25 protein-coding genes are annotated in these 26,089 nt (G+C 71.2%); 16 read left to right on the top strand and 9 right to left on the bottom strand.

Features of this window, described 5'->3' with window-relative positions:
• Positions 1-117: 117 nt before the first annotated feature.
• Positions 118-1,290, top strand: a complete 1,173-nt coding sequence (locus CHC11_RS03080) for a helix-turn-helix domain-containing protein (RefSeq protein WP_089309997.1) — start codon at positions 118-120, stop codon at positions 1,288-1,290.
• A gap of 260 nt (positions 1,291-1,550) precedes the next feature.
• Here the strand turns inward: CHC11_RS03080 and CHC11_RS40020 are convergent, their stop codons facing one another.
• Positions 1,551-1,898, bottom strand: coding sequence for a hypothetical protein (locus CHC11_RS40020; protein ID WP_143226896.1), 348 nt, complete (start codon positions 1,896-1,898; stop codon positions 1,551-1,553).
• Between the two features lie 177 nt (positions 1,899-2,075).
• Here CHC11_RS40020 and CHC11_RS03070 point away from each other — a divergent pair, with 177 nt between their 5' ends.
• The 4 genes from CHC11_RS03070 (at position 2,076) to CHC11_RS03055 (ending at position 5,928) form a co-directional block, all read left to right on the top strand.
• Complete coding sequence (locus tag CHC11_RS03070) at positions 2,076-2,747, top strand: ArsR/SmtB family transcription factor (protein ID WP_089309995.1); 672 nt, start codon at positions 2,076-2,078, stop codon at positions 2,745-2,747.
• Positions 2,744-3,481 (top strand): SRPBCC family protein, encoded by a 738-nt coding sequence (locus CHC11_RS03065; protein ID WP_089309994.1) that lies wholly within the window; start codon positions 2,744-2,746, stop codon positions 3,479-3,481. Before CHC11_RS03070 ends, CHC11_RS03065 begins: the two co-directional genes overlap by 4 nt.
• 154 nt (positions 3,482-3,635) lie before the next feature.
• Positions 3,636-4,208 (top strand): dihydrofolate reductase family protein, encoded by a 573-nt coding sequence (locus CHC11_RS03060; RefSeq protein ID WP_089309993.1) that lies wholly within the window; start codon positions 3,636-3,638, stop codon positions 4,206-4,208.
• 421 nt (positions 4,209-4,629) lie between these two features.
• On the top strand, positions 4,630-5,928 hold the full coding sequence (locus CHC11_RS03055; RefSeq protein WP_089309992.1) for a M50 family metallopeptidase: 1,299 nt from the start codon (positions 4,630-4,632) through the stop codon (positions 5,926-5,928).
• On the opposite strand, the gene cds1 is transcribed toward CHC11_RS03055, so the two are convergent.
• Complete coding sequence (gene cds1 / locus CHC11_RS03050) at positions 5,918-7,018, bottom strand: L-cysteine desulfhydrase Cds1 (protein WP_089309991.1); 1,101 nt, start codon at positions 7,016-7,018, stop codon at positions 5,918-5,920. The genes CHC11_RS03055 and cds1 overlap by 11 nt on opposite strands.
• An 81-nt stretch (positions 7,019-7,099) precedes the next feature.
• On the opposite strand from cds1, the gene CHC11_RS03045 reads away from it, so the two are divergent.
• On the top strand, positions 7,100-8,239 hold the full coding sequence (locus tag CHC11_RS03045; RefSeq protein WP_342749948.1) for a hypothetical protein: 1,140 nt from the start codon (positions 7,100-7,102) through the stop codon (positions 8,237-8,239).
• Positions 8,240-8,245: 6 nt separating this feature from the next.
• Here the strand turns inward: CHC11_RS03045 and CHC11_RS03040 are convergent, their stop codons facing one another.
• Complete coding sequence (locus tag CHC11_RS03040) at positions 8,246-9,805, bottom strand: ATP-dependent DNA ligase (protein ID WP_089309990.1); 1,560 nt, start codon at positions 9,803-9,805, stop codon at positions 8,246-8,248.
• 123 nt (positions 9,806-9,928) lie between these two features.
• Between CHC11_RS03040 and CHC11_RS03035 the strand changes: the two genes are divergently transcribed.
• Positions 9,929-10,681: a hypothetical protein gene (locus CHC11_RS03035; RefSeq protein WP_089309989.1), complete on the top strand. Its 753-nt coding sequence runs from the start codon at positions 9,929-9,931 to the stop codon at positions 10,679-10,681.
• A 351-nt stretch (positions 10,682-11,032) separates the two neighbouring features.
• Here CHC11_RS03035 and CHC11_RS03030 read toward each other — a convergent pair whose 3' ends face one another.
• Genes CHC11_RS03030 through CHC11_RS03020 form a run of 3 tightly spaced genes read right to left on the bottom strand, consistent with a single transcriptional unit; the run spans position 11,033 to position 14,075 of the window.
• Positions 11,033-12,004 (bottom strand): AurF N-oxygenase family protein, encoded by a 972-nt coding sequence (locus CHC11_RS03030; protein ID WP_089309988.1) that lies wholly within the window; start codon positions 12,002-12,004, stop codon positions 11,033-11,035.
• A gap of 55 nt (positions 12,005-12,059) precedes the next feature.
• Positions 12,060-12,920, bottom strand: a complete 861-nt coding sequence (locus CHC11_RS03025) for an SDR family NAD(P)-dependent oxidoreductase (RefSeq protein WP_089309987.1) — start codon at positions 12,918-12,920, stop codon at positions 12,060-12,062.
• Between the two features lie 45 nt (positions 12,921-12,965).
• Positions 12,966-14,075 carry a ferritin-like domain-containing protein gene (locus tag CHC11_RS03020; RefSeq protein ID WP_089309986.1) on the bottom strand — a complete coding sequence of 370 codons (1,110 nt, stop codon included), beginning with the start codon at positions 14,073-14,075 and terminating at the stop codon, positions 12,966-12,968.
• Positions 14,076-14,200: 125 nt separating this feature from the next.
• On the opposite strand from CHC11_RS03020, the gene CHC11_RS03015 reads away from it, so the two are divergent.
• Positions 14,201-14,875 carry a TetR/AcrR family transcriptional regulator gene (locus CHC11_RS03015; protein WP_089309985.1) on the top strand — a complete coding sequence of 225 codons (675 nt, stop codon included), beginning with the start codon at positions 14,201-14,203 and terminating at the stop codon, positions 14,873-14,875.
• On the opposite strand, the gene CHC11_RS03010 is transcribed toward CHC11_RS03015, so the two are convergent.
• Positions 14,826-15,464, bottom strand: coding sequence for a TetR/AcrR family transcriptional regulator (locus CHC11_RS03010; protein WP_245918677.1), 639 nt, complete (start codon positions 15,462-15,464; stop codon positions 14,826-14,828). The two genes, CHC11_RS03015 and CHC11_RS03010, sit on opposite strands and share 50 nt — an antisense overlap.
• Positions 15,465-15,547: 83 nt before the next feature.
• Here CHC11_RS03010 and CHC11_RS03005 point away from each other — a divergent pair, with 83 nt between their 5' ends.
• Complete coding sequence (locus tag CHC11_RS03005; protein WP_089309983.1) at positions 15,548-17,011, top strand: flavin-containing monooxygenase; 1,464 nt, start codon at positions 15,548-15,550, stop codon at positions 17,009-17,011.
• Between the two features lie 43 nt (positions 17,012-17,054).
• On the top strand, positions 17,055-17,420 hold the full coding sequence (locus CHC11_RS03000; RefSeq protein ID WP_089310297.1) for a nitroreductase family deazaflavin-dependent oxidoreductase: 366 nt from the start codon (positions 17,055-17,057) through the stop codon (positions 17,418-17,420).
• A gap of 47 nt (positions 17,421-17,467) precedes the next feature.
• Here CHC11_RS03000 and CHC11_RS02995 read toward each other — a convergent pair whose 3' ends face one another.
• Both CHC11_RS02995 and CHC11_RS02990 read right to left on the bottom strand, forming a co-directional pair.
• Positions 17,468-18,115 carry a TetR/AcrR family transcriptional regulator gene (locus tag CHC11_RS02995; protein WP_089309982.1) on the bottom strand — a complete coding sequence of 216 codons (648 nt, stop codon included), beginning with the start codon at positions 18,113-18,115 and terminating at the stop codon, positions 17,468-17,470.
• Between the two features lie 106 nt (positions 18,116-18,221).
• The gene (locus CHC11_RS02990; RefSeq protein WP_143226895.1) at positions 18,222-19,430 is read right to left on the bottom strand and encodes a PucR-like N-terminal domain-containing protein; all 1,209 of its coding nucleotides are present in this window, start codon (positions 19,428-19,430) and stop codon (positions 18,222-18,224) included.
• Positions 19,431-19,904: 474 nt separating this feature from the next.
• Between CHC11_RS02990 and CHC11_RS02985 the strand changes: the two genes are divergently transcribed.
• From CHC11_RS02985 to CHC11_RS02960, 6 genes are all read left to right on the top strand, one after another.
• On the top strand, positions 19,905-20,894 hold the full coding sequence (locus CHC11_RS02985; RefSeq protein WP_089309980.1) for an ABC transporter ATP-binding protein: 990 nt from the start codon (positions 19,905-19,907) through the stop codon (positions 20,892-20,894).
• A gap of 68 nt (positions 20,895-20,962) precedes the next feature.
• Complete coding sequence (locus CHC11_RS02980; protein ID WP_089309979.1) at positions 20,963-21,751, top strand: MlaE family ABC transporter permease; 789 nt, start codon at positions 20,963-20,965, stop codon at positions 21,749-21,751.
• 1 nt (position 21,752) lies between these two features.
• On the top strand, positions 21,753-22,589 hold the full coding sequence (locus CHC11_RS02975; protein WP_089309978.1) for an MlaE family ABC transporter permease: 837 nt from the start codon (positions 21,753-21,755) through the stop codon (positions 22,587-22,589).
• A 36-nt stretch (positions 22,590-22,625) separates the two neighbouring features.
• Positions 22,626-23,903 carry an MCE family protein gene (locus CHC11_RS02970; protein ID WP_089309977.1) on the top strand — a complete coding sequence of 426 codons (1,278 nt, stop codon included), beginning with the start codon at positions 22,626-22,628 and terminating at the stop codon, positions 23,901-23,903.
• Entirely contained in the window at positions 23,900-24,958 is a 1,059-nt protein-coding gene (locus tag CHC11_RS02965) for an MCE family protein (protein ID WP_218825910.1), read from the top strand. The genes CHC11_RS02970 and CHC11_RS02965 overlap by 4 nt, the downstream gene beginning before the upstream one ends.
• Entirely contained in the window at positions 24,955-26,088 is a 1,134-nt protein-coding gene (locus CHC11_RS02960; RefSeq protein WP_089310295.1) for an MCE family protein, read from the top strand. Before CHC11_RS02965 ends, CHC11_RS02960 begins: the two co-directional genes overlap by 4 nt.
• The last annotated feature ends 1 nt before the right edge of the window (position 26,089 follow it).

The raw sequence follows: 26,089 nt of genomic DNA, 5'->3' as shown, positions 1-26,089 counted from the left end.
CACCCTTCGCCCACCACTGGACCGCGCCCGGCGTTAGCTTTGGTAGGGGCTGCCTGCTGCCTGACGGCGTGGGCAGCGACAGGCAGCAGGTCAACCCGGGGCGAAACGGGTGAGGCGATGAAGTTCGGGGAGAAGCTGCGTCAGCTCATGGTCGAGCGGCAGATCAGCCAGCGCAGGATGGCCGAACTCGTGCCATGCAACGACGGTTACGTGTCCCGGGTCGCTCGCGGCCTGAAGGTTCCATCGGCGGAGATGGCGGTCCGCTTCGACGAAGTCCTCAACGCCGGCGGCGAACTGGCGGCGCTTCGACCTTCCGCACCAGTCGCCGCAGCGCCCCTCGATGACGAGCTTGAGGCGTTGGATCTCGTGCGACGCGTGACAGCGAGCGACGTCGGCGAGGAGACCCTCGTCGCGCTGGAGACGACCGTGGACGAACTGGCCGCGGACTACCCGCGGTCCGCACCCGGGGAACTGCTCGCGCGGACGCGCCGACACCTCGGCTACGTCTTCCAGCTCATGGACGCGCGCATGACGCTGGCCGAGCGCCGCCGCCTGGTCGTCGTCGGAGGGTGGCTGTCGCTGCTCGCCGCAACCTGCGACATCGACCTGGGGCAGCGCCCGGCGGCCGCCGCCAGGTTGCGCACGGCCGCGCAGCTCGCCGACCATGCCGGGCATCCGGAGATCCTCGCGTGGACGCTGGAGACGCGCGCCTGGCAGCGGCTCACCGACGGCGACCTTCAAGAGGCTGTGAAGCTAGCGCGCGGCGCACAGGAGATCGCCCCGCGGGACAGTTCGGCCTTCATCCAGGCGACCGCGCAGGAGGGGCGAGCATGGGCCCGACTCGGCGCCGGCCAGGAGACGAGGGAGGCCCTGGCGCGCGTCGAGCAGCTCGTCGAGCCGCTGCCGATGCCGGATCGTCCCGAGCACCATTACCGGTACGACCCGGCCAAGAGCGACGCCTACACCGCCACCACGCTCGCGTGGATCGGTGACCCGGCGGCCGAGCCCTACGCGCGCGGCGTCCTGGCCCGGCTGGAACGTCCAGCCTCGGGTCCTGCCCGGCCGCGGCGGGCTGCCTCGGCGCGGCTCGATCTCGCGCTCGCGCTGCTGGCCGCGGATCAGCCGGACGAGGCAGCGCACACTGCGCTGAAGGCGTTGACGAGTGGGCGCCTGGTGCCGTCGAACCACTGGCGCGCGGTCGAGGTCATCACCGCCGTGGAAGCCCGAAGCGTCCCGGCGGCCGCCGAGCTTAACGAGGCATACCGCGAGTTGTGTGCGCCCACCGAGTAGGGCTTGTGACGCCCCTGCGCGCCCCGTGATCGGGGCCCGACCGGTGACGCTGCTGACGTAGGCACCCCCGAAACCGGGTTCGACCCTGGTATCGGGGGCCCTTCACTCGTACAGCCACAGCTCGCACGTCGGGTCGAGCGCGCCCGCGAGGGCCAGGATCGGTACGGCGGACGTCTTCCCGGAGCCCATCACGCCGCCGATCAGGACGTTCGCGCCGGTCAACTCCAGCTTGCTTCATGTCGCCTCGGCGGGGCTCGTCGTCAGCTGCGGCTGGGGGTGGGGGGAGCCGACATGGACTTCACGCAGGTTTGCAGGGCGGTTCTGATCTTTTTCAGTTCGTCGGGGGCGGGGGTTCTCGTGGGGTTGGGGGTCGGCATCTGGACGCCCTGCTCGTGCATGCAGTCGTTGAAGGCCTTGACCGCTTTCGACTGGGCGGGGGGGAGGGGCGTCGTCTCGTTGCCCTTTCCGGGCTTGGGGGTGGACGGCGCCGTGGTCGCGGCAGTCGGGGCGGGGGGTGAGGACGCGCTCGTCGCCTTGCCGTCGTCGGAGCCGCCGCAGCCGGCCAGGGCCAGCGTCAGCGCCAGTACCGCTACATGACCGCGCTTCAAGGGGGAACCTCCGTGGACGGGGGTGGGGCCGCTCATGATGCGCGGTCGGCCCTCCTCGGGGATACGGGCTCTCGTGACAATGACGCGCGGTCGGGTTAGCACCGTGACCGCATGCCCCGCTCAGCCGACAACTAAATTTTCCTTGACAAATCTTTTTGTCGGGTGGATCCTGGAGCGGTGCTGGAAGTCGCTGTGATCGAAGAACCCGCTGCGGCCGAGGCGTCCCTGGACCCGATCAGGTCACGGATCCTCGCCGCCCTGGCCGAGCCCGGCTCGGCCGCCATGCTGGCCGCCCGGCTGGGGCTCCCTCGGCAGAAGGTCAACTACCACCTCAAGGAACTGGAGCGACATGGGCTGGTCGAACTCGCCGAGGAGCGGCGCAAGGGCAGCGTCACCGAACGGGTGTACCGCGCTACCGCCGCCTCCTATGTGATCTCTCCCAGCGTCCTTGCCGCCGTCAGCCCGGATCCCTCCCGGTCTCCGGACCAGATGTCCGCCCACTGGCTGCTGGCGCTGGGGGCCCGGCTGGTGCAGGAGATCGGGACCCTGCTGACCGGCGCCGCTCGGGCCGGCCGGCAGGTCGCCACCTTCGGCATCGACGCGGAGGTGCGGTTCGCCACCGCGGCCGACCGGTCGGCCTTCGCCGACGAACTGGCCCAGGCCGTGGCCGTCCTTGTCGGCCGCTACCACGACGAGTTCGCCCCGCAGGGCCGGAACCACCGGGTGGTCGTCGGGCTCCACCAGATCCCCGCGCAGCCCGGCGACCGGAGGACCGCGCCCGGCCCGCAGCAGGCAGACGCGGAGGCGCACGCGAGCGACTCCGAAGCAGGAGAGGAGAACCGACGATGACCCACCCCTTCGAGATCGAGCTGGAGACGACCCTGTCGGCAAGCCCGGAACAGGTCTGGGAGGCGATCGCCACCGGACCGGGGATCGACTCCTGGTTCATGGGCCGCAACGAGGTCGAGCCACGTGAGGGCGGAGTCGCCGCCATGGAGACCGGAGGCCGCCGGGAGGAGGCGGTGATCACCGCCTACGACCCCGGCAAGCGCTTCGCCACCCGCACGGCCACCGCCGAGGACGGCCGGTTCATGGCCTTCGAGTACCTGATCGAGGGACGGGACGGCGGCAGCACTGCGCTACGCGTCGTTCACAGCGGCGTGCTCGGCGACGACTGGCAGGACGAGTACGACGCGCTGCGCCGCGGCTGGCCCTTCCACCTCCACACACTCCGCGAGTACCTGACGCACTTCCCGGGACGCGCCAGCGTCCCCGTCTTCGCCGTCGCGCCGTCGGACGGACGCTCGGCGCAGGAGGTTCACGCGGCGCTCACCCGCGCACTGTCACTGCCGAACCCGGTCGCCGTGGGCGCGCGGGCGCACGCCGAACCCGCGGAGCTGCCGCCACTTGACGGCGAGGTGGTCTGGTCGGACGACGAGCGCATCAAGGTCCGCACCGCGGACGGGATCTACGCCTTCCTCTACATCACCGGCGTGGTGCTGATGTTCCATCACCTCTTTGGACCCGACACGGACGGGGCCGAAGCGGCCTGGCAGCAGTGGCTGACCGGGCTCCTCGCCTGAGAGCCCCACAGGTACACCCGTACGCCGCCGGCACCGCCCGGCCGCAGGGGACCGGACCACTCCCGGTGCCGCCGGAACGACCGCGCTCCGCTTCAACGCGGCCCAAGCGTGCTCCGAACAGCCGAAATGCACACGACAGACCAAGGAGTCCTCAATGCGTACCCTGATCAGCACTGCCTTCATGTCGCTCGACGGCGTCGTCGAGGCCCCGGGCGACGAACCGGGCTACCGGAACTCCGGATGGACCTTCAAGGACGTCGAGTTCCTCCCCGAGGCATACGAGATCAAGGGGCGGGAGCAGATGGAGGCCACCGCGATCCTGCTGGGCCGGATCAGCTATGAGGTGTTCAGCCCAGTTTGGCCGAACCTGCAGGAATTCGCGCACTACAACACGTTGCCGAAGTACGTCCTCTCCACCACCCTCACCAAAGAGGACCTGGTGTCGAACTGGGGCGAGACCACGATCCTGCGCTCACTCGACCAGGTCACCGCTCTCAAGCAGACCGAGGGAGGCCCGATCATCGTCCACGGCAGCGCCTCCTTGAACCACAGCCTCTCGGACGCCGGCCTGATCGACCGCTACCACCTGCTCGTCTTCCCGCTGCTGCTCGGCGCCGGCAAGCGACTGTTCAGTACCACGGACAGGGACACCCAGAAACTGAAGCTGGTAGAGCACGACGTCTACGCCAACGGCCTGCAGAAGCAGATCTTCGACGTGGTCCACTGACAATGTGCTCCGGCGTCTCGCTCTTCACCGCCCAGACGACAAGGACCCCGGAGCGCAACAGTGCGGCCACCAGGTCGCGAGCCTGGCCGCTGAGCCCGGCGTGTCCCGGGCCGGGGCGAACGTCTCGGGGAGCTGCTGGACCAGGGCCTGTCCGCCTTGTCGTCGGAGCCGCCGCAGCCGGCCAGGGCCGCTCCGTGGGGGGGACGGGGTCGCCCATGATGCGTGGTCGGCCCTCCTGGGGGACACGGGTTCTCGTGCCGATGACGCGCTGCCGGGTTAGCACCGCGCATCAATGTGGCTTCCGGCTCGTGCTGCTTCTTCGTTCGCTTAAACCGGACGGCGGGCCGTAACGTACTCTGAACTGGTTGTCGGAGATCACCCCCCGGGCGCGCGGGGTGGACGGACCCGGAGGGCACGCCGCATGGTCTACTACCTGGCTGGAGCGCTGATCCTCTTCTTCGGCCTGCTGGTCTCCATCGCGCTGCACGAGCTCGGGCACTTCAGCTTCGCCAAGCTGTTCAAGGTGCGGACCACGCAGTTCATGGTCGGGTTCGGGCCCACGATGTGGTCGAGGCACAGGGGCGAGACCGAGTACGGCGTCAAGTGGATCCCGCTCGGCGGCTACATCCGCATGATCGGCATGCTGCCGCCGCGCAAGGGCGATGCGCCCGGGCAGGTGCGGCGGATCAGCACCGGGCCGTGGCAGGGGCTGATCGAGTCCGCCCGGGGGGCCTCGCTGGAGGAGGTCGGGCCCGGCGACGGCGACCGCGTGTTCTACGCCAAGAAGTGGTGGCAGAAGCTGCTCATCATGTTCGGCGGGCCCGCGATGAACCTGCTGCTCGCGGTGCTGTTCTTCGCGATCCTGCTGATGGGCATCGGGACCAACCAGCCGCAGCCGGTGATCAAAGAGGTCGCCGAGTGCATGGTGCCGGCCAGCGCGAAGGTCACCGAGTGCCCGGCGAACGCGGCGCCGACGCCCGCGCGGCAGGTCGGGCTGCGGGCGGGCGACCGGATCGTGGCGTTCGACGGCCGGAAGGTCGACGACTACGGGCAGCTGCAGCGCATGATCCGCAGGGACGGCGGCAGGACCGTGCCGATGACCGTCCGGCGGGACGGCGAGGACGTGCGGTTGAACGTCCCCATCACCCGCAACCAGATGTACGACCTCAAGGACGAGGACAAGGTCGTCAACGTCGGGTTCCTCGGCATAACGCCGTCCAGCGCGATCGAGCGGCAGGGGCCGGGCGCGGTCGCCAGCACGATGGGCGACCTGACCGCGCGGACCGTCGGCGCGCTGGTGCGGATGCCGCAGAAGATGGTCGGCGTGTGGAACGCGGCCTTCGGCGGCCACGAGCGCGACCCGAACGGGCCGATCGGCGTCGTCGGCGTCAGCCGGATCGGCGGCGAGGTCGCCGCGTCCGACGACTTCACCGGCACGCAGAAGGTCTCCTTCTTCGTGATGCTGCTCGGCTCGCTGAACCTCGCGGTCGGGCTGTTCAACCTCATCCCGCTCCTGCCGCTGGACGGCGGGCACATCGCCGGCGCGCTCCTGGAGGCGGTCAAGAAGGCGTTCGCCCGGATCTTCCGCAGGCCCGACCCGGGTTACGTGGACGTCGCCAAGGCGCTGCCGGTGACGTACGTGATGGCGGTCGTCCTGATCGTCATGGGCGGCCTGCTGATCTACGCCGACCTGTTCAACCCGATCCGCGTCACCGGGTGACGTCCGGCATCGTGCCGGTCTTCAGGAAGACGTCCAGCGCGGCCAGGTAGGGGTCGATGTCGAGGCCCTGCCTCGCCAGCCACGCGTCCGACCCGTAGGTGCCCGCGTACCGCTCGCCGCCGTCGCACAGGAGCGTGACGACGCTGCCGCGCTCCCCGCGGGCCCGCATCTGCGCGATCAGTTCGGCCGCGCCCCACATGTTCGTGCCGGTCGAGCCGCCGACGCTGCGGCCGCTGACCTCGCTCGTCCAGCGCATCGCCGCGATGGACGCCGCGTCCGGCACCCGGATCATCCGGTCGATCACCGTGGGCAGGAACGACGGCTCGACGCGGGGGCGGCCGATGCCCTCGATCCGCGAGCCCGCCGCGGTGCGCCCGGGGTCGCCGTCGGCGAACGAGCCGTGGAACGCCGACCCCTCCGGGTCGACCACCGCCAGCCGCGTCTGGAACATCCGGTAGCGGGCGTACCGGCCGATCGTCGCGGACGTCCCGCCGGTGCCCGCGCCCACCACGATCCAGGACGGCTCCGGGAACCGCTCCAGCCGCATCTGCTCGAAGATCGACTCGGCGATGTTGTTGTTGCCGCGCCAGTCCGTCGCCCGCTCGGCGAAGGTGAACTGGTCCATGAAGTGGCCGCCGCACTCGGCCGCGAGCCGCCGCGACTCCTCGTAGATCGCCGAAGGGTCGGCCACCAGGTGGCAGCGGCCGCCGTGGAACTCGATGAGCTGGATCTTCTCCGGGCTGGTGGAGGCCGGCATGACCGCGATGAACGGCAGGCCGAGCAGCCGCGCGAAGTACGCCTCCGACACCGCCGTCGACCCGCTGGACGCCTCGATGATCGTGGTGTCCCGGCGGATCCAGCCGTTCGCCAGCCCGTACAGGAACAGCGACCGCGCGAGCCGGTGCTTCAGCGAACCCGTGGGGTGGACGGACTCGTCCTTCAGGTAGAGGTCGATGCCCCACTCCGGCGGCAGCGGGAACACGTGCAGGTGCGTGTCGGCGCTGCGGTTGGCGTCGGCGTCCACGAGCCGGATCGCCTCGGCGATCCACGCCCGGTATCCGGGATCGCAGCGGTCCACGATGCGGCTCATGACGGTTCTCTCCTTGATCGTCGGCAGGGTCCCACGATATCCGCGCATGTCAGGGTGCATCATTGAGGAGGCGGGGGGCAGATGATCGAGATGTTCGACGAGCGCATCGTGGCGACCGGGCGGCTGCCGCTGTTCGGTTTCTTCGTCGCGTTCATGGTCACGTTCGTGCTGACGCGGGTGAACGTGCGGCTGATCCGCGCGAACGTCCGCTGGTGGTTCCGGAACGTGAAGGCGGGCGACGTGCACATCCACCACGTCGTGTTCGGCGTGGTGCTGATGCTGATGGGCGGGGTGGCGAGCCTCGCCGTCCCGGACGCCTACGTCGGCCTCGACCTGGCGGCGGCCGTGGTGTTCGGGATGGGCTCGGCCCTCGTCCTGGACGAGTTCGCGCTGATCCTGCACCTCAGCGACGTCTACTGGACGGAGAAGGGCCGCGCGTCCCTCGACGCCGTGTTCGTCGCCATGGCGGTGACCGGGCTGCTGCTGCTCGGCATCCGCCCCCTCGGCTACGAGGGCATCGCGCCCGACCCGGGCACCGGGCTGATCACCCGCGTCTACGTCGCCTCCCTCGCCGTCAACCTCGTCCTCGCCGTGCTCACGCTGCTGAAGGGCAAGATCTGGACGGGGCTCATCGGGCTGTTCATGCCCGCGCTGCTGATCGTCGGCGCGATCCGGGTGGCGCGGCCCGGCTCGCCCTGGTCGCGCTGGCGCTACGACCCGGACTCGCGCCGGTACCAGCGGGCCGTCCGGCGCGAGAAGCGGCTCAGGCGGCCGCTGATCCGCGCCAAGATCTGGGTGCAGGAGTTCATCGCGGGCCGGCACGACCTCATCCCGCCCGAGCTGCTGCAGCGCCGCGCCGAGGCCGCCGAGCGGGTCCGCCGCCGCAAGATGGCCCGCGCCGCCGCCCGCGCCGAGCGCCGGACCGAGCGCCGGGCCGAACGCGGCCGGGCGCGCCGCGCCGAGCGCCGGGCGGCCCGCCGCGCGGCCGTCCGGGCCGAGTGGGAGGCCGTCGAGCGCGCCGAGCGCAACGCCGCGGCACGCGCCCAGCGGGAGGCCGCGGCACGGGCGCGGCGCCGCACCCTGTCGCGCGTGCGCAGGCGGACCGGCTCGCCGATCCGGACCCGCGCCGCGTCCACCCGGCGGGCCCGCGGCCGCCCGCACGGGCAGGAGCCGCCGTCCGGGGAGCAGCCGCCGGCGGAGGCCCCCGAGCTCAGTCCGTGACGGGGCTCAGTCCATGACGGGCGCGACGGCCCGGACGGTGTCGATCGTGTCGGCCTCGGTAGCGGACTTGTCGGGCCGGTACCGCAGGACGCGGGCGAACCGCAGCGCGATGCCGCCGGGGTAGCGGGGGCTGTGCTGGACGCCGTCGAACGCGATCTCGACGACCAGCTCGGGCCGGACGTGCACCGTCCAGGAGTCCTCGCGCACGGCCAGTTCGCGCAGCTTCTCCGTCTGCCAGGCGAGCAGCTCGTCGGTGAGCCCCTTGAAGGTCTTGCCGAGCATGACGAAGCCGCCGGTCTCGGGGTCGCGGGCACCGAGGTGCAGGTTGGACAGCAGGCCCTGCCGGCGGCCGTGCCCCCACTCGACGGCGAGCACGACGAGGTCGAGGGTGTGCCGGGGCTTGACCTTGATCCAGCCGGCGCCGCGCCGCCCGGCCGTGTACGGGGTGTCGAGCGCCTTGACGACGACGCCCTCGTGGCCGCGCGCGACGGCCTCGTCGAAGACCTCCTTGGCCTTCGCGGGGTCGCCGGTGACCACCCGGGGCATCCGCAGATCCTCGGGGACGACCCGCGCGAGCGCCTCGTACCGCTCGGCCCCGGACGCGTCGAGGAGGCCCTCGCCGGGCGCGCCCTGCGGAGGGGCGCCGCCGGCCTCCACGAGGTACAGCACGTCGAACAGGAAGACGGCCAGCGGCACCGGCTCGGTGTCCTTCGCCGTGCGGGTCGCGGTGCGGGCGGAGGTGACCTGGAACGGGTGGGGACGGCCGTCCGGCCGCAGGGCGATCAGCTCGCCGTCGAACACGGCCTCGCGGACGGGCAGCCCCCGCACCGCCTCCACCACCTCGGGCAGCCGGGAGGTGATCTCGTCCAGCGTCCGGGTGAACACCCGGACCCCGCCGCCGGACACGTGCACCTGGGCGCGGATGCCGTCGAGCTTCCACTCGACCGCGGCCTCGCCCTTGAGCTTGGCGAACGCCTCGTCGACCGACGGCGCGGCGGCGGCCAGCATCGGCTTGACCGGCCGCCCGACCTCCAGCGTGAACGCGCGCAGCCCGTCCGCCCCCTCCGCGAGGGCGGTCGTCGCGACCGGGCCGAGCGAGCCGCGCAGCATGAACGCGCGCCGGACCTCGGCGGAGGGCACCCCGGCCGCCGCCGCGATCGCCTCGGCCATCACCCCGTCCAGCGCGCCCTGGCGCAGCTCGCCCGCCAGCAGCCTGACGAGGAAGCCCTGCTCGGGGGCGGTGGCGCGGCCGAACAGCGCCGCGAGCAGCTCGCGCCGCCGGGCGACCGAGCCGGGCCCGGACACGGCGCCGATCTCGCCGAACGCCGCGTCCACCCCGGGCACGGTCAGGGACGGCTCCGCGGCGGGCGGCGGGAGGTCGCGCAGCGCGGCGTACCCCACCCCGATCTGGCGTTGCGGCAGCTCGCCGGACAGGTAGGCGACGACGGTCGCGGCCTCGCCCGGGTCGGCCGCGCGCAGGCACTCCGCGAGCGCGGACACCTTGGCCTTGCGGCCCGAGGTGCCCGCGACCGCCTCCGAGGTCCGCGCGATGTCCGCTATCAGCATTCCTTCATTGTGACCAGCGGGTCTGACGAACGGCACCGCCAGGGGGCATGGTCAGGCGCCGCGACCCTGGTTACGTTGACGGGTGGCGGGAACGGTCGGCGAAACGGGAGTGAGGAGCGCGGCGTGGGCCTTCAGCGTCCGGTCGAGCCGTTCCACCGGCCGTACTCCGGCCCTGAGCCGCCGGCCCCGGGGCGCCGCCCGCGCAGGCTGTACGCGCTGATCGCGGCGGCCGCGGCGCTCGCCGCCGCGGCGGTCGTGGTGATCCTCGTCATGTCCGGGGGGAGCGAGCAGGAGAAGGCCGCCCCGCGGCGGACGCCGCCGGACGGCCCGTCGCAGCCGCCCGGCCGCCCGTCCGGTTCGCAGGGCCCGTGGCAGAAGGTGATCAACGCGCTCCCGGCGCCGTGCGGGACGGTCGCGGCGGCCACGGTCGAGCGGGCCGTCCCGAAGGCGACGCGGCGGCAGAGCGCGAACTCGACGCTCACCACGTGCACGTACTCCTCGACCGGCTCAAGCTTCCGCTGGCTGCGCGTGGAGGCGCACCTGTACGCGCCGGGCGACACCGCGACGCCCGTCCAGGACGCCGGGGGCTACTACGACGCGCAGTGGGCGCAGGCGCACGACGCGCCGCTCGTGCGGACCGTCACCCTGGAGCGCCGCGGCGGCATCGGGGACGAGGCGTTCCGCTGGTTCAAGACCGACGAGGGGCAGCCGACGGTGGTCGGGCAGGTCACGGCCCGGATCCACAACGCGGTCTTCACGGTCGGCTACAGCGAGCAGGCGCCGCGCGAGGGGCCCGCGGACGCCCGGGAGCGCGCGTGCCTCGGAACCGCCACCGCCGTCGCCCGGGAAGTCCTCGCCGCGCTGAACCGGTCCTGACCTGAATCGGCCGATCATGGCCGCACTTCTGCCGGCACCTTCTATGGTGAACCGGTAAAGGGGAGGGAGTGCGCCGATCGGGCTTTCGCGCGAAGCGGGGGGATCGGTGCGCAGCGAGGTTTGGGGAGGAGGGGGTCGACGTCGTGACCATGCCATCGTTCGGAGTGTCCTGGGTGCGTGACATGCGGGGCTAGCAGCCCTTACTCGCCCTTGGGCCGCGGAGTGGTCCCTGCTCCGCGGCCCTTTCTCCCACCCGTGCCAGGTCCAGTTCCGCGCCATTGTCGAACCATTTTCTAATAAACGGTTCGACGGCGGACGAATGGCGCCGGGCGTAACGGCCCGGTGCGTCGGTCACCGCTCCAGCAGTCCCGCCCGGACCCATACGTCGCGCGCCCGGCCGTCCAGGAAACCGACCTCGTCCAGGAACGCGGTGCATTTACGGAACGACCACGCCATCGTGGCGCGCCGGTGCGGGCTGCGCGCCGCCACGCGCCGCGCGAGCCCCGGGTCCAGCCCCACCGCCGTGTAGCAGGACGGGTGGACGAGCTGCGCGGCCACCAACCGCGTCGCCTGCGCCATCCCGTAGGCCGCCATCCGCCGCCGAACCGGCGGGACCTCGGCGGCCAGCCGCTTCAGCTCCTCCCGCGCGTACCTGATGTGCCGGGCCTCCTCGACCACGTGGATCCGGGTGACCTGGCGGATCATCGGCTGGACGGCCTCGTCCGGGAACGTCAGCCGCTGGAACGCGTCGGTGAACTCCTCCACGATCAGCGTCCCGGCGAACATCGGCATCGGGTCGTACACGGCGCCGAACAGCTTGGCGAAGTGGAACTCCAGCGCCCGGGGCCGGTGCGTGCGCAGCCCGCACGCGCGCACCATCCGGCCGAACATCTTCGAGTGGCGGCACTCGTCGGCGATCTCCGTCAGCGCGTACGCCACGTGGTCGCTGTCGTAGCGGTGCCGGTAGGCGTGCATCACCAGCGACTGCATCAGCAGCATCTCCGACCAGATGCCGAACGAGGCGATGCTGCACATCTCCCGCCTGGTCAGCTCCACCCGCTGCCGGTGCGTCAGCCCGTCCCACAGCGGCGTCTCGTAGATCGACGTGAGCTGGGGCGGGAAGTAGAACACGTCCGGGTCCTGCGGGGCGTCCCAGTCGACGTCCACGTCCGGGTCGAAGGAGTGCTTGCGGGACGCGCGCAGCAGCCGCTCGGCGACCACCTCCCGGTGGGTCAGCTCCAGCGTGTGGTCGCCGTCGCCGCACCGGATCCGCGCCGTCCAGTTCCGGGGACGGCCGTCGCTCAGCAGGACATCGGGGGGCATCGGTCCTTCTCCTCTCACCGCGGGGAGAGCCGGGGGCCGCGCCCGTCGGCGGGCGCTAACCCCGGGCGGGGATCCTGGCCAGCAGGCGCAGGGAGGCGGGGGAAACCCTGGACAGGGCGTGCAGGAGGTGCCCCTCGGCGTTGACGGGCACGACGGGCCTGTTCTTGATGATGGCGTGGACGACCCGCTCGGCGACCTTCTCCGGCGGGTAGTTGCGCAGCTTGATGGCACGCTGCCCGCGCTCGCGCAGGCGTGCGCGGGCCTCGGCGTCGCCCTCCAGGTGGAGGGCGTTGTCGACGATGCTGGTGTTGACGAATCCGGGGCAGACGGCCGTGACGCCGATGCGCGATCCGGCCAGTTCGGCGCGCAGGCATTCGCTGAGCATGAGGACGGCGGACTTCGTGGTGCAGTAGGCGGGCATGGCGCGCCACGGCGCGAAGGCGGCGGCCGACGCGATGTTGACGATGTGGCCGCCGAGGTTCGGCTTGTCGGGCTTGTTGGGCAGCGCGTCCACGCGGTCGCGCATCTGGCGGCCGAACAGCCGGCAGCCGTGGATCACGCCCCACAGGTTCACGCCGAGGATGCGCTCCCAGTCCTCGACGCCGGTGTCCAGGAAGGGGCCGGTGACCGCGATGCCGGCGTTGTTGACGACGATGTCGGGGACGCGGTGGGTCTCCTTCACCCGCGCGGCGAAGTCCTCCATCGCGGCCTCGTCGGCCACGTCCACCTCGTAGGCGGTGCCGCCCGCGCCGAGCGTCTTGGCGAGGGTGACCGTGCGCTCGGCGGCGGGGAGGTCGATGTCCGCCGCGACGACGGTGGCGCCGTTCCCGGCCAGGGCGAGGGCGACGGCCCGGCCGATGCCGCTGCCGGCTCCGGTGACGACGGCGAGCGCTCCGTCGAAGTGCGCGAGGGGCATCCAGACCTCCGAGGTGTGCGGCGGATCGAATGATCTGAACGTTACTCAGCCCGCCGCCGCCGCGTCGGCGATGACGGCGTCCACCTCCGCTTTGCGGGCGGTCTCCTCGGCGGCGAACCGCTCGGCGTCCACCTTCTCGGCGATCTCCTCGTCCTGGTGCATGAGGGCGTCGAGGTCGGCCTTGGACATGTCCAGGACGCCCATGTCGTCATAGGCGCTCCGGATGCCGTCGCTCCACAGCCCGATGTCCTTCACGCACGGCACGATGCGGCTGAACAGCAGGCTCTGGAACATCCGCATGTACGGCGAGTTCTCGACCATCTCGTCGACCTCCTTCGGGTCGATCCCGAAGTTGGTCCAGATCTCCCGGCCGCGGATGCGGTCGCGCATCAGGTAGCAGCCCTCGATGACGAACTCCTCGCGCTCGCGGAGCTCCGCCTGCGAGAGCTGCTTGTAGTAGTCGCGCAGCGCCAGCCGCCCGAACGCGACGTGGCGCGCCTCGTCCTGCATGACGTAGGCGAGGATCTGCTTGGGCAGCGGCTTGGTGGTGATGTCGCGGATGACGCCGAACGCGGCGAGCGCGAGGCCCTCGATGAGCACCTGCATGCCGAGGTAGGGCATGTCCCAGCGCGCGTCGGTGAGGGTCTCGTTCAGCAGGTCCTGCAGCTTGGTGTTGATCGGGTAGACCATCCCGACCTTCTCGTGCAGGAACCGCGTGAACAGCTCGACGTGGCGGGCCTCGTCCATCGTCTGGGTGGCGGAGTAGAACTTGGAGTCCAGGTCGGGCGCCGACTCCACGATGCGGGCGGCGGTGACCATCGCGCCCTGCTCGCCGTGCACGAACTGGGAGAACTGCCAGGACGCGGAGTGCCGCCGCAGCTCACCGCGCTCCTTCTCCGACAGCATGTCCCAGTACTTCGTGCCGTAGATGGCGAGGGACTGGTCGGGGACGCCGAGGACGTCGTGCGGATCGACCTCCAGGTCCCAGTCGATGCGCTTGACCGAGTCCCACTGCTTGTCCTTGCCCTTCTGGTAGAGGGCGAGGAGGCGGTCGCGCCCGTCGTCGTACTCCCAGGTGAACCTGGCGTCGCCGGTCATCGGGACGGTCCAGGCCCCGGACGGGACGGAGCCGGTGTAGAGATCGTGGGTCGACATGGGGCGTCCTCCCCGAGCGCGGGCGTTGCGCCGCCCGCTGGTACGTACGCTGTACGTTTTACGTACAATGTACGTACCGTGTCATGACACACTTACGGTGTCAACGGCGAGGAGGAGCGGAAGCGATGGCGAGGCGTGTGACCTCCGACACCCCGCGACCGGGCCTGACCCGCGCGCGCGTCGTGGAGGCGGCGGTCGAGGTGATCGAGCGCGAGGGCGCGGACGCGCTGTCCATGCGCCGGGTCGCCGCCGAGTTGGACGTCGCCGTGATGTCGCTCTACAACCACGTCCCGAACAAGGGCGCGCTGCTGGAGGGCGTGGCCGAGCACGTCGTCGCGGGGCTGGAGCTGTCCGACGACCCGTCCGAGCCGTGGCAGGAGCGCGCGCGTGCGCTCGTCCGGGCGTTCCGCAAGGTCGCCCACGACAACCCGCGCTGCATGTCGATCGTCCTCACCCACAAGGTCGACACCCCGGTGGGACTGCGGCCGGCCGAGCGCGCCCTGGCCCTCGCCGACGCGGCCGGGTTCGACGGCGAGACGGCCGTGCGCATCATGCGGGCGCTCATCGCCTACGCGCTCGGCGCCCAGATGCGCGAGATCGGCATGGCGAAGATGCTGGGGCACCTCGCCGAGACGGGGGCCGAGTCATGGACGCGCCTGGACCCGGACGAGTTCCCGCACGTCCTCGCCTACGGTCCGGCGCTGGCCGACGTCGATCCCGAGACCGACTTCGAGTTCGGCCTCGACCTGCTCATCGGGGCGCTGGACGCGCTTCCCCGGCGGGCGCCAGGTAAGGGCTGAGGCCGTTCCAGCAGAAGTCGGTCATGTAGCGGGCCGCGTCCTCCGCCGACACGTCGGGACGGCCCGTCTGCCACAGCGCCATCCGCTCGCTCGCGCCCATGATGATCTGCGTGTACGCCTCGACCGCCCCGCCCGGGGCGGACGGCGCGAACGTGCCGAGCACTCCGGCGATGAGCTCGCTCTGCTGCCGCCGGGTCTCGTCGATGGCCTGGATGGCCTCCGGGGTGGCGGCCATCGGCTCGCGCAGCAGCATCGCGAACGACCTGCTGTGCTCGTCGATGAAGCGGAAGTAGGCGACCATCCCGCGCGACAGGATGTCCTCGGGGGTGGTGGCGCCCGCCATCGCCTTCTGCGTGACGTCGAACAGTTCGGCCTTGGAGCGGCTCACGCATGCCACGAGCAGCCCGTCCTTGGAACCGAAGTACTCGTAGAGCATCGGCTTGGAGACCCCGCAGCGCTCGGCGATCTCGTCCATGGAGGCGGCCTGGTAGCCGCGCTCGCCGAACACCCGCTCCGCCACGTCCAGCATCTGCCGCTCGCGCTCGGCGCGCGCCATCCGGCGGCGGGGCGGGGGTGTGGCGCCACTCACAGGAGATTCCCCTCTGTTGGACCTACCGTCAGTAACCTACTCCCGGTAACTTACTGCGAGTAGGTTATCTGAGAGGAGGGGTCATGAGCGAGCGCGCCCCCGCGATCGTCATCATCGGCTCCGGCTTCGCCGGCCTCGGCATGGCGATCCGGCTCAAGCGGTCCGGTTTCCACGACTTCGTCGTGCTGGAGAAGAGCGAGGCGCTGGGCGGGACCTGGCACGACAACACCTATCCGGGCTGCGCCTGCGACGTCCCGTCGCACATGTACTCCTTCTCCTTCGAGCTGAACCCGGGCTGGACGCGGATGTTCGCGCCGCAGCCGGAGATCCGCGCCTACATGGAGCGGACCGCCGGCAAGTACCGGGTGCGCGAGCACATCCGCTTCGGCGCGGCGGTCGAGTCCATGGAGTACGACGACGACGCCCGCCGCTGGAAGGTGGCGCTCGCCGACGGGACGGTCCTCACCCCGAAGGCCGTCGTGTCCGGCATCGGCGCGCTGCACGTCCCGTCCTTCCCGGACCTGCCGGGCGTCGAGCGGTTCCGGGGGACGGCGTTCCACTCCGCCGAGTGGGACCACTCCTACGACCTCACCGGCAAGCGGGTCGCCGTCATCGGCACGGGCGCGTCCGCGATCCAGTTCGTGCCGAAGATCGCCAAGCGGGCGGGCGAGCTCGTCGTCTTCCAGCGGACGCCGCCGTGGATCCAGCCGAAGCCCGACCTGCCCATCCCCGCGCCCGTCCGCGCGGTGTTCGGGAAGGTGCCGGGCGCCGCCCGCGCGTTCCGCGGTGGCATCTACTGGGCGCTGGAGGCCCGCGCGGTCGGCTTCACGATCGACCCGCGGCTGTCCACCCCGCAGGAGAAGATCGCCCGCCGGCACATCGCCAACCAGGTCGCCGACCCCGGGCTGCGCGCCAAGGTGACGCCGGACTACACGATCGGCTGCAAGCGGATCCTGCTGTCCAACGACTACTATCCGGCGCTCTCGCGTCCCAACGTCGAGGTGGAGACCTCCGGCATCGCCGAGGTGCGGGAGAACTCGGTCGTCACCGAGGACGGCCGCGAGTACGAGGTCGACTGCATCGTCTACGGCACCGGCTTCAAGGTGACCGACGCCCTCACCGACCTGCGCGTCACCGGCCGGGGCGGCGTCAAGCTCCAGGAGATCTGGGCGGACGGCATCGAGGCGCACCGCGGCACGACGATCCCCGGCCTGCCGAACTTCTTCATGCTGCTCGGCCCGAACACCGGCCTCGGCCACAACTCCGTCGTCTTCATGATCGAGGTGCAGATCCAGCACGTGCTGAGCTGCCTGCGCCTGCTCCAGGAGTCCGGCGCCGACGCCATCGAGCCGAAGCCGGAGGCCGCGCGCCGCTTCAACGACCGCATGCAGCGGCGGCTGCGCCGCGCCGTCTGGAACGAGGGCGGCTGCAACAGCTGGTACCTCGACGACCAGGGCGTCAACCGGACCCTCTGGCCGGGCCACACCTTCGAGTTCTGGGCCGGCTCCCGCAAGGCCCGCGCGGAGGAGTTCGTCCTCACTCGCTGACCGCGCCCGCCCGTGCTGACCAGGGGGCATGGTGAAACCGCTGATGCCGCGACCGGTCGCCCGCTTCAACAAGGCCGTCACGAACCGGATCCAGGGCGTCTACGCCCCCTACCTCCCGCCCCTCGCGGTGATCGTCCATCGGGGGCGCCGGTCGGGGCGGGAGTACCGCACGCCGGTGACCGCGTTCCGCAGCGGCGACCGGCTCATCGTCGGGCTGCCGTACGGGCGGGACGCCGACTGGGTCCGCAACCTGCTCGCCGAGGGCCGCGGCGGCGTGGAGCGGCTCGGCCGCGTCCGGCGCCTCGGCCGCCCGCGCGTGCTGACGGCCGCCGACGCCGCCGAACTCCCGCCCCCCGCCCGCCTGGCGGCCCGCCACATGGACGTCCTGGTCGCCGACATCGAGGACTGAGGGGCCTCGCGACGAGGCGGGGATGCCCGTGACCGCCCTGCGCGGCGCTACTTGGCGGGCGTGAACATCGGGCGGAAGCCCGCGACGAGCTGGCGGATCACCGGTCGCTGCTCGGCCGGGGTACGGCCGCGCAGGTCGTGGATCGGGTCGAGGCCGTCGTAGTACGGGGCGAGCGCGAGGAACGGCAGGATCATCATCAGCCAGGTGGCGAGGACCTCCAGGTCGGCCTCCTCCCCGATGGCGCCCTGCCCCTTCCACAGCTCCAGCGTCGGGTGGATGACCAGCAGGTAGTGCTGGTTGGCCGTGTCGCGGACGACGGACCGGACGCCGTTGTCGAGCTCGAAGTTCGTGGCCGCGGTGACGCCGCGCTCCAGCGGGTGGTCGGCCATGTACTCGGTCCAGTCGCACAGCACGTCGACCAGCCACTCGTCGAAGGACTGGTCGAAGTCGATCCGCTCGATGCGGCGCTCCATCTCCTCGCGGATGCGGCGCGACGCCTCGTCGCACACGAACGCGAAGAACTCCAGCTTGTCGCTGAAGTACTGGAACAGCGAACCCTTGGCGATGCCGGCCTCGCGGGCGATCGTGTTGAGGCTGCCGGTCGAGTACCCGTGTTCGCCGAACTCGCGCATCGCCACTTCGAGCACGCGTTCGCGCTTGGCGACGTTGAGGCGGAACCAGGTCGACGTCGGCATGGACCCCTTCGACTTTCCGTCAGGAACCGGTAACCAGGAGGTCAGGATAACGGTCTGTCGCACCCCCTGTGACCCGAACGTCACCCGCGCCCCTGGCGGGTCCTGGTCACCGTGCGCCGGGCTGGCCCCGGCGGGCGCGCCGGCGACGGTACAGACTCGCGGCGCGGAGGGTGGCGTCGAGGGAGAACCGGGCGTCCGCGTTCTCGAGGCTGTCGCCGAGGTAGCCCTCCAACTGGCGGAGCCGGTACCGGACGGTCTGCGGGTGGATCTTCAGGCGCTCCCCGATGTCGACGGCGGTCGCCCGGGTGGTGACGGATTCGGTGAGCGTCTCGACGAGGCGCTTGCGCTGCCCGTCCGACACGTCCTGCAGTGGTTCCAGGTGCCGGCGGGTGAGCTCCTCGACCAGCGGCGGATCGGACAGCAGCCACATGGTCATCAGGTGGTCCTCGCAGGGGATGAGGGAGCCGTCCGGGATGATGCCCTCCTCGGCGAGGTCGAGGACGCGGCGGGCCCAGCGCAGCGAGTGGGCGGCCCGTTCCAGCGGCAGGGTGAGGCCGAGGACGCAGCTGGCGTCCGGCAGCGCGGCGCGCAGCATGTTCCGCCGGTCGGCGGTGAGCGGCCCGGGGACGAGCAGGCACGGTTCCGCCGAGTCGAAGTCGGTGAGGATGTCGGTGTCGAGCGCGGAGCGGGTGCAGGGCGCCCCGGGGTGGACGGCGACGAGGGTGGCCTCGGCCGGCAGCGGCCACCAGCCGGTGGACTTGGCGAGGTCCTCGATGGCCTCGGGGACGACGGCGGGCCGCTGCAGGATCAGATGCAGCAGCCGGCGCCGCTCCTCGCGGCGGCGCAGGTCGGCGTGCCCGGTGGCCTGCTGGTAGCCGAGGCGGGCCTGTGCGACGGATTCCTCGAGGTAGACGAGCATGGCGTCGACGGCGGCGGACACGACGAAGGTGGGGACCTGCGCGCGCTCGGCGAGGACGGCCGTGCGGCGCCACGCGACGTGGAAGGCGATCCGGGCCGCGGCCTGGAGGTGGTCGAGGCTGCGCCCCTCGATGGCCTCGAAGCGGCCGAGGGCGCGGCATGTCTCGTCGCGCTGGTCGGTGGAGGCGTCCGGATCGGAGATCCGGTCCAGGAAGGCCGGCAGCAGGATGTCGGCGCAGAGCCGGAGGGTCTGGTCGTAGGCGGGATCGGGCCGGTCGTACTCCGGGATGCTCCGCTTGATCTCGGTGACGATCTCGTTCGTGACGTCGGACAGTTCCGCGCGCAGCAGGCCGAGGAATTCTTGGAAGTCAGTTTGACTCCGGTCGTGTTCAGACAAATCTAATGCCTGCGACATGGGAAAGCGAACCTCCACATCGAGCCGGCCGGGCGCCGTGGCGCCGTCCTGGCGGCGGCGCTGTATGGGGGTGTGCCGGACGGGAGGCGAACACCCCGGAATGAGATCGATAACACCGTGAACATAAAGTCACCAGTCGACGGTGGCAAGGGTCTTCGGTTCGATCGGCCGCACGGCGGCGCATCATTGCGCGTGATGTGACAAGAATGACGTTCGGTTGCTGGGTCGGTGACAAAACTGGTTGCCTGGAAGGGCGGGCGTGCCGCCGGCCGACCTCATGTTACCGACGGGTAGTCAACCGATGACGGTTCCGGGGCGAGGGAAGACTAAGTCGGTGACAAATTTCTGAGGCCATTTACCGAATTGTGCCGAAGAGCCTGCGATCCCCTATTGAATACTGTGTCTAGTGCGCCGTAACGTCCTCGAAACCTCCTTCCTAGCGCGAGCGGTGGTGTCGTGGGAATTGAAGTGGTCGTCGAGGGGCTGACGAAAGTCTTCGGCCGGCAGACGATCTGGCGTGATGTCACGCTCACCCTTCCTCCCGGTGAGGTGAGCGTGCTGCTGGGCCCCTCCGGCACCGGCAAGACCGTCTTCCTCAAGTCGCTCGTCGGGCTGCTCAAGCCGGAGGAGGGCCGCGTCCTCATCGGCGGGGTCGACATGGTCAACGACCGCGACCGCGAGGTGTTCGAGGCGCGCAAGCGGTTCGGGCTGATGTTCCAGGACGGCGCACTCTTCGGCTCGCTGCCGCTGTTCGACAACATCGCGTTCCCGCTCCGCGAGCACACCCGCAAGAAGGAGTCCGAGATCCGGCGGATCGTGATGGAGCGGATGGAGATGGTCGGCCTCACCGGCGAGGAGCGCAAACTGCCCGGCCAGATCTCCGGCGGCATGCGCAAGCGCGCCGGCCTCGCCCGCGCGCTCGTCCTCGACCCGGAGATCATCCTGTGCGACGAGCCCGACTCCGGCCTGGACCCCGTCCGCACGGCGCACATCTCCCAGTTGCTGATCGACGTCAACGCGCGGATCGACGCGACGATGCTGATCGTCACGCACAACATCGACATCGCCGCGACCGTCCCGGACAACATCGGCATGCTGTACCGCCGCGACCTCATCGCGTTCGGCCCCCGCGAGGCGCTGCTGACCAGCGACGAGCCCGCCGTCCTGCAGTTCCTGCACGGCGACACGCGCGGACCGATCGGCATGTCGGAGGAGAAGGACGCCGCGCTGCTCGCCGCCGAGGCCGCCGGCCCCGCGCCCGTCCAACGCACCCTGGAGATCCCGCCGCAGCTGCGTCCCACGCCCGGGGCGCCGCCCCGGCAGGGCGAGCTGCGGCACGCGCGGCGCCTCGACGAGATGATGCCGCGCCTCTCCCGGCGGGCGCAGCAGGCGATCTACGCCAACCGCAGGCACGCGCCGGAGGGCGGCGTCCCCGATGCGAACTGACCGCCCTCGAACCGACGGGCCGACCGCACCGCGCGGCGACGCGCGCGTGCCCGAGGAAGGAGACGCGCGTGGCGGCACCTGACTCCGCCGTTCCCGGTGCCGGCGCACTGCGCCAGACCGGGCGGCTCTTCGCGCTCGCCGCGACGGTACTGGCGCTGTCGTTCCGGCGCCCGTTCCAGCTCCGCGAGTTGATCCAGCAGTTCTGGTTCATCGCGTCGGTGTCGATCCTGCCGACCGCGCTCGTGTCCATCCCGTTCGGCGCGGTCATCTCGCTCCAGGTCGGGTCGCTGGCCAAGCAGCTCGGCGCGCAGTCGCTCACCGGTGGGGCGAGCGTCCTCGCCGTCGTGCAGCAGGCCAGCCCGCTGATCGTGGCGCTGCTGATCTCCGGCGCGGCAGGGTCGGCGATCTGCGCGGACCTCGGCTCCCGGACGATCCGCGAGGAGATGGACGCGATGGAGGTGATGGGCGTCTCGCCCATCCAGCGCCTCGTGGTCCCGCGCGTCCTCGCCTGCATGGCGGTCGCGGTGCTGCTGAACGGCCTGGTGTCCGTCGTCGGGGTCGCGGGCGGCTACTTCTTCAACGTGCTGCTGCAGGACGGGACGCCCGGCGCCTACCTCGCCTCGTTCTCCGCGCTCGCGCAGCTGCCCGACCTGTACATCGGCGAGTTCAAGGCGCTGATCTTCGGATTCATCGCCGGGGTGGTGGCCGCCTACCGCGGCCTGAACCCGAACGCCGGCCCGAAGGGCGTCGGGGACGCGGTCAACCAGTCGGTCGTCATCACGTTCCTGATGCTGTTCTTCGTCAACCTCGTGCTGACCGCCATCTACCTGCAGGTCGTCCCCCCGAAGGGAGCGTGACATGGCGGTCCCCGGGGTTCGCCGCCTCCGCCCGGTGAAGCTGGTCTCCTGGCTGGACCAGCCCGGCGACCAGCTCGGCTTCTACGTCCGGGCGCTGCTGTGGACGCCGCGCGCGCTGCGCCGCTACCTGCGCGAGTCGCTGCGGCTGCTCGGCGAGGTCGCGTTCGGCAGCGGCGCGCTCGCCGTCATCGGCGGCACCGTCGGCGTGATGATCGGCATGACGGTGTTCACGGGCGTCGTCGTCGGCCTGTCCGGCTACGCCGCGCTCGACCAGATCGGGTCGGCGGCGTTCACCGGCTTCGTGTCGGCGTACTTCAACACCCGCGAGATCGCCCCCCTGGTGTCCGGGCTGGCGCTGTCGGCGACGGTCGGCGCCGGGTTCACCGCGCAGCTCGGCGCGATGCGGATCAACGAGGAGATCGACGCGCTGGAGGGCATGGGCATCCAGTCGGTGCCCTACCTGGTCACCACCCGGATCATCGCGGGGACCGTCGCGATCGTCCCGCTGTACGGCATCGGGCTGCTCAGCTCCTATCTGGCCTCCAGACAGGTGACGCTCTGGTTCAACGGGCAGTCGGCCGGCACCTACGACCACTACTTCAACATCTTCCTCGCCCCGGAGGACGTGCTGCTCTCGTTCGCCAAGGTGCTGATCTTCAGCGTGATGGTGGTGCTCGCGCACTGCTACTACGGCTACCGCGCGGTCGGCGGCCCCGCCGGCGTGGGCGTCGCCGTCGGCCGCGCGGTCCGTACCGCGATCGTGCTGATCAGCGTGACGGACTTCTTCGCCAGCCTCGCCATCTGGGGCGCCACGACCACCGTGAAGGTGACGGGCTGACAGACATGGGCCGAACTGACATGGAATGGATCTGACATGGCTCGGCGAACCACCCGGCACGTGGTCGGGCAGCGGCTCACCGGGGTGGCGTTCCTGCTCGTCCCGGCGCTGCTGGTCTGGTTGTCGATCGCGATCTACGACAAGCAGTTCACCGACGCGACGATGGTGACGCTGCGCACCTCGACGGCCGGGCACGAGATGCACGCGATGGCGGACGTGAAGGTCCGCGGCGTCGTCGTCGGCGAGGTCCGGTCCATCACGGCGGACGGGGCCGGCGCGAAGCTGGAGTTGGCGCTGAAACCGGGGGTGACCGACCGGATCCCGGCGGACGTCCAGGCGCGGCTGCTGCCGACGACGGTGTTCGGCGCCCGGTTCGTCTCGCTCGTCCCGCCGCCCGGGTCGGCGGGACGGCCGATCGCCGACGGCGATGTGATCTCCGAGGACCGCAGCCGGAACGCGGTGGAGCTGTCGGAGGTCCTCAACCACACGATGGACCTGCTCGACACCATCCAGCCGGCGAAGCTCTCGGCGACGCTGAACGCCATGGCGCGGGCGCTGGAAGGGCGCGGCGACCAGATCGGCCGCAACTTCGAGCAGCTCGACGCGTTTCTGACCAGGCTCAACCCGGAGGTGCCGGCGCTCGCCCGCAACCTCCAGGAGCTGGCGACGTTCACCCAGCACGCCTCCGACGCGGCGCCCGACCTGCTTCAGGCGCTCACGGACTTCACGGTCACCAGCCGGACGATCGTCGACCAGCGCACCGCCCTCGCGACCCTGTACGACGCGGTGTCGGGATCGTCCGCCGACCTTGAGGACTTCCTGCGCGCCAACTCCGGCAACATCATCGCGCTGGCGACCGAGAGCCGGGGGAGCCTGGACCTGATGCGCCGCTACGCCCCGGCCGCGCCCTGCACGTTCCGCGCGCTCGCCGGCTTCATCCCGACGATGAACAAGGTCCTCGGCAAGGGCACGGACGAGCACGGCGTCCACGGCGTGGTCGTGCCGGTCACGAGCAAGGGCCGCTACGTCCCGGGCAAGGACGCCCCCCGCTACGACGGCGGCGGCGGGCCGCGCTGCCCGGGCGTCCCCTACCTCGGAACCGGGGACGGGGTGCGGGTGCTGCCCGCCGGCGGCGCGCCGGGCCAGGGCGGCGCGGCCGGCAGCGGCCTCGGCCCCGCGAACTCGGCGTCGGAGAACGACCTGGTCAACGAGCTTGCCGGGGCGCCGCTGGACGAGGTCCCCGAGGAGCTGCCGGACTGGTCCAGCGTGCTGGTCGGGCCGATCTACCGGGGCACGGAGGTGACGGTGAAGTGAGGCTCACCGGTCAGGGGATCAAGGGCATGGGCTTCCCGCTCGTCAGCTCGCTGATCTTCATCGTGGTCACGGTGCTGGCGACCGCGCTGCTGGCGTCCAGCATCACCGGCGCCACCAGCGGCGACCGCGTCGCCTACTACGCCAAGTTCACCGACGTGGCCGGGCTCCATCCGGGGCACGGCGTGCGGATCGCGGGCGTCGAGGTCGGCCAGGTCGAGGAGATCAAGGTCAGCGACCGCCGGCTCGCCCGGGTGAAGATCTCCGTCGACCGGGACCGGCGGATCCCCGCGTCGGCGACCGCCGCCGTCAAGTACCTGAACCTGGTCGGCGGACGGTACGTCTCCCTCGGCCAGGGCACCGGCTCGCCCGGCCAGGTACTGAAGCCCGGCGGGACGATCCCGGTCGAGCACACCGCCGGGACGCTCAACCTCACCCAGCTGTTCCAGGGGTTCCAGCCGCTCATGCAGGCGCTGTCGCCCGGCGACGCCAACAAGCTCTCGGAGTCGGTCGTCAAGGTGCTCCAGGGCGAGAGCGGCACCGTGGAGAGCCTGCTGCGCACCGTCGGAGAGCTGACGAGCACGCTCGCCGCCAAGGACAAGGTGATCGGCCAGCTCATCGCGAACCTCGACAGCGTCGTCCAGACCATCAACGGGCGGGACCGGCAGCTCGTCGACCTGGTCACCACGCTGCGCCGGTTCACCTCCGGCCTCGCCACCGACCGCGTCCCGATCGGCCAGGCGCTCGGGTCGGTCGCCGACCTGACCACCGCCACCGCCGGGCTGCTCCAGGTCACGCGGGACCCGCTGAAGGACGACATCGTCGAGCTCGGCCGGCTCAGCGACAACCTCAACCGCGACGAGCCGCTGCTGACGCGCTTCCTCCAGCGCTCGCCCGGGAAGATGGCGACCTTCGGCCGCCTGGCCTCCTACGGCTCGTGGGTGAACTTCTACCAGTGCGAGGTGAAGTTGATCGGCGTCAGCTACGCGGGCTCCGACCTGTCGAACCAGCCGCCGCCGACCGGCCTGCCCATCAAGGACGCGAGGTGCCGCGGATGACGCCCCCGACCCCGCCCGCCGGCGGCCCGCCCCCCGTCCCCCCGGCGGGCGGGCCGCCTCCGCCGCTGCCGCGCGCCCTGCCGCGCCCGAAGCGGGGCCGGCCGCGGCTGAAGCCGTTGCGCGACCGCAACCCGATCGGGGTGGCGGCCGTCGGCATCGTGATCCTGCTCGCCCTCGGCACGCTCGCCTACCGCGTCGACCGGCTGCCGCTCGTCGGCGGCGGGACGACCTACAGCGCGTACTTCTCCGAGGCCGCCGGGTTGGACCCCGGCCAGGAGGTCCGTGTCGCCGGGGTGAAGGTCGGCAAGGTCACCGGCGTCTCGCTCAAGGGGAACAAGGTCAAGGTCACGTTCCGGGTGAAGGACACCTGGGTCGGGAACGCGACCCGCGCCACCATCATGATCAAGACGCTGCTGGGGTCGAAGTACCTCCAGCTGGACCCGCTCGGCTACCGCAGGCAGAACCCGAAGCAGCCGATCCCGCTCGACCGGACCGTGGCCCCCTACGACGTCACGACGGCGTTCCAGGACCTCGGCCGGACGTTCGAGCAGCTCGACACGACCAGGCTCGCGCAGAGCCTGGAGACGATCTCCACGACGTTCGAGGACACCCCGGCCAGCGTCCGGGTCGCGCTGCAGGGCCTGTCGGCGCTGTCCACCACGATCGCGTCGCGGGACGCCGAGCTGTCCCGGCTGCTCGCCGGGACCAAGCAGCTGTCCGGCACGATCGCCGCGCAGAACTCCCAGTTCGAGACGCTCTTCAAGGACGGCAACCTGCTGCTCGGCGAGCTGCGCCGGCGGCGCGACGCCATCCACGCGCTGCTCGTCGGCACGCAGCGGCTCGGCACGGAGCTGGTCGGCCTCGTCGACGACAACCGCCGCACGCTGGGCCCGACGCTGGCGTCCCTGGAGCGGGTCGTCGGCGTCCTCCAACGCAACCAGAAGAACCTGGAGCGCGTGCTGACGACGGCCACGCCCTACATCCGCGTCCTCGGCAACGCGACGGGCAACGGCCGCTGGGTGGACGGCTACCTGTGCGGGACCGTCCCCGAGGAGTACCTGGTGAACGGCAGGTGGCAACCGGAGGACCCGGACCGCTGCAAGCCGCCGCACCTGACGGGAGGACGGTGAC

Origin of the sequence: Actinomadura mexicana, from assembly GCF_900188105.1 — a bacterium.
In the GTDB taxonomy this organism is placed as follows: Bacteria; Actinomycetota; Actinomycetes; order Streptosporangiales; family Streptosporangiaceae; genus Spirillospora; species Spirillospora mexicana.
Note: the sequence above shows the minus strand (reverse complement) of the source record. Positions and strands in the feature narration are given on the sequence as shown.

Bases quoted from the DNA above. Each gene is read 5' to 3' on its own strand.
- CHC11_RS03060 (WP_089309993.1), top strand. From the start codon at position 3,636: ATGCGTACCCTGATCAGCACTGCCTTCATGTCGCTCGACGGCGTCGTC.
- CHC11_RS02970 (WP_089309977.1), top strand. From the start codon at position 22,626: ATGGCTCGGCGAACCACCCGGCACGTGGTCGGGCAGCGGCTCACCGGG.
- CHC11_RS03005 (WP_089309983.1), top strand. From the start codon at position 15,548: ATGAGCGAGCGCGCCCCCGCGATCGTCATCATCGGCTCCGGCTTCGCC.
- CHC11_RS03000 (WP_089310297.1), top strand. From the start codon at position 17,055: ATGCCGCGACCGGTCGCCCGCTTCAACAAGGCCGTCACGAACCGGATC.
- CHC11_RS03030 (WP_089309988.1), bottom strand. From the start codon at position 12,004: ATGCCCCCCGATGTCCTGCTGAGCGACGGCCGTCCCCGGAACTGGACG.
- CHC11_RS02960 (WP_089310295.1), top strand. From the start codon at position 24,955: ATGACGCCCCCGACCCCGCCCGCCGGCGGCCCGCCCCCCGTCCCCCCG.
- CHC11_RS03080 (WP_089309997.1), top strand. From the start codon at position 118: ATGAAGTTCGGGGAGAAGCTGCGTCAGCTCATGGTCGAGCGGCAGATC.
- CHC11_RS03065 (WP_089309994.1), top strand. From the start codon at position 2,744: ATGACCCACCCCTTCGAGATCGAGCTGGAGACGACCCTGTCGGCAAGC.
- CHC11_RS03015 (WP_089309985.1), top strand. From the start codon at position 14,201: ATGGCGAGGCGTGTGACCTCCGACACCCCGCGACCGGGCCTGACCCGC.
- cds1 (WP_089309991.1), bottom strand. From the start codon at position 7,018: ATGAGCCGCATCGTGGACCGCTGCGATCCCGGATACCGGGCGTGGATC.
- CHC11_RS02995 (WP_089309982.1), bottom strand. From the start codon at position 18,115: ATGCCGACGTCGACCTGGTTCCGCCTCAACGTCGCCAAGCGCGAACGC.
- CHC11_RS03045 (WP_342749948.1), top strand. From the start codon at position 7,100: ATGATCGAGATGTTCGACGAGCGCATCGTGGCGACCGGGCGGCTGCCG.
- CHC11_RS03020 (WP_089309986.1), bottom strand. From the start codon at position 14,075: ATGTCGACCCACGATCTCTACACCGGCTCCGTCCCGTCCGGGGCCTGG.
- CHC11_RS03040 (WP_089309990.1), bottom strand. From the start codon at position 9,805: ATGCTGATAGCGGACATCGCGCGGACCTCGGAGGCGGTCGCGGGCACC.
- CHC11_RS03025 (WP_089309987.1), bottom strand. From the start codon at position 12,920: ATGCCCCTCGCGCACTTCGACGGAGCGCTCGCCGTCGTCACCGGAGCC.
- CHC11_RS02975 (WP_089309978.1), top strand. From the start codon at position 21,753: ATGGCGGTCCCCGGGGTTCGCCGCCTCCGCCCGGTGAAGCTGGTCTCC.
- CHC11_RS03055 (WP_089309992.1), top strand. From the start codon at position 4,630: ATGGTCTACTACCTGGCTGGAGCGCTGATCCTCTTCTTCGGCCTGCTG.